Origin of the sequence: Vogesella urethralis (assembly GCF_007644045.2) — a bacterium.
GTDB lineage: Bacteria > Pseudomonadota > Gammaproteobacteria > Burkholderiales > Chromobacteriaceae > Vogesella > Vogesella urethralis.
Genome location: NZ_VMDW02000140.1, coordinates 1 through 1,686, shown reverse-complemented (window position 1 = coordinate 1,686; position 1,686 = coordinate 1). Strand labels below are relative to the sequence as shown.

The 1,686-nt window shown below is 56.6% G+C and carries 1 protein-coding gene and 1 pseudogene; both read right to left on the bottom strand.

The window, feature by feature from the left end; all coding sequences use genetic code 11:
• Window positions 1-20: 20 nt before the first annotated feature.
• Complete coding sequence (locus tag FLQ03_RS18430; RefSeq protein ID WP_206211047.1) at window positions 21-869, bottom strand: efflux RND transporter permease subunit; 849 nt, start codon at window positions 867-869, stop codon at window positions 21-23.
• 21 nt (window positions 870-890) lie between these two features.
• Window positions 891-1,610 (bottom strand): annotated as a pseudogene (locus tag FLQ03_RS18425) (efflux RND transporter periplasmic adaptor subunit); the annotation flags it as partial.
• Between the last annotated feature and the right edge of the window lie 76 nt (window positions 1,611-1,686).

Here is a 1,686-nt window from a genome sequence, read left to right as displayed (position 1 = left end):
CTTGGGAGGGAGGGGCTTGCTCATGCGGTCATTCTACCGGACAGGCGCAAGCCCTGATTTGTGCAACAAAGCCCCACGTCGCCCAAAACGACTTTCGAGCCATTTGCATTGGACTTGAGGACAATGCTGGCAAACTCGGCAGGGCTGCTCAGTTGGCCCTGTACTGTCAGCGGGACAGTGACCCGCTGACCGGATACCACAGGCGCCGCGCCAATACTGCCGGGGGATATCTGGGCATTTTGCTGGCTGATCGCCGTGGACAAATCAGCCATCGTCAAACCATATGCAAGCAGCTTGGCGGGATCTACCCAGATGCGCATGGCTTGCTCCGCACCAAATAGCTGTACGCGGCCAACGCCCTCAATGCGACGCAACTCTTCCACCATGTTGCGCGCCATATAGTCACTCAGCTCCACCTCACTGAATTGGCCGGTATCGGCGCGCAGCCCGATAATCATCAAAAAACCGGATGAAGCAGACTCTACCGACAGACCATTCTGGCGAACCGCTTGTGGTAAACGGGACTCGATCGATTTGAGCCTGTTCTGCACATCGACTTGTGCCAGCTCCGGATCCGTACCGGGCTTGAATGTAACGGTAATAGAGGCAGAACCCGAGGTATCCGTGGTCGATTCGAAATACAGAAGATTCTTTACACCGGATATTTCACGCTCGATCAGACTCAGCACCCCATCGTTCATTGCCTGTGGCGTCGCGCCAGGGTAGCTGGCGGTTATCGTCACGCTTGGCGGCGCTACCGAGGGATAGCGCGCGATCGGCAGATTGGGAATAGCCATCAAGCCAGAGAGCATGATGAAAAATGCGATCACCCAGGCAAACACCGGGCGATCAATAAAGAACTTAGCCATGAATCAAATCCTTCCGTCCGGTTAGCGTACTGCCGGCTGAGTAGCAGTCTGTTTGCTACCTAGCGTTACCGGTATACCCTCGGTCAGACGCTCCATCCCCGCCACGACAATGCGCTGGCTTCGTTTCAGACCCGATACGATGCGATAGCGCTGGCTGACCAATTCGCCCAATTCAACGGGTGCAAGGTGCGCCACATGCTGGCTATTGATAGTCCAGACGTGGGCTTTGCCCCCCGGCCTGACTACCGCTTGTTGCGGCACACTCAATGCATCCGGGTAACTGGCCAGCGGAATCCTTGCCCGGACAAACATGCCAGGTAGCAGTTGGCGCTTCGGATTATCGACTTGCACGCGCAAGAGGACATCGCCCGTGCCAGAGTCAACATTGATCCCGGAAAACAGCACCTTTGCGCTCACGTCATACGCGCCGCCGGTGCTTCTCAAAATGGCGACAGGCATACCGTTGCTGGTATTCACACGGTGCTTCTCCAGCGCCTGTTGCAAAGCCTCCAGCGAAGCCGCAGGGCGCCGGACATCAACATACACTTTGTCAATCTGCTGAATACGTGCCATGGGGCTGGTGTCGGATGTGCCAACCAGCGCTCCTTCCGTCACCAATGCCTGATCAATACGGCCGGCAATCGGGGCATCTACGGTTGTGAATTTCAGGTCCAGTTGACGGCGTGCCAGTGCGGCGCGGGCTTGTGCAACATCTGCAGCTGCTTGATCACGCTGGGAAACAGCTGAATCGCCCTCACTTTCCTAGATACCTCGTGAGCCTCACACTAGGCCCTACAAGGAGGTGTCATGAGCAAGC

What these genes read in the sequence shown, in the direction of transcription:
- FLQ03_RS18430 (WP_206211047.1), bottom strand. Translation starts at nt 869, where the DNA reads ATGGCTAAGTTCTTTATTGATCGCCCGGTGTTTGCCTGGGTGATCGCA.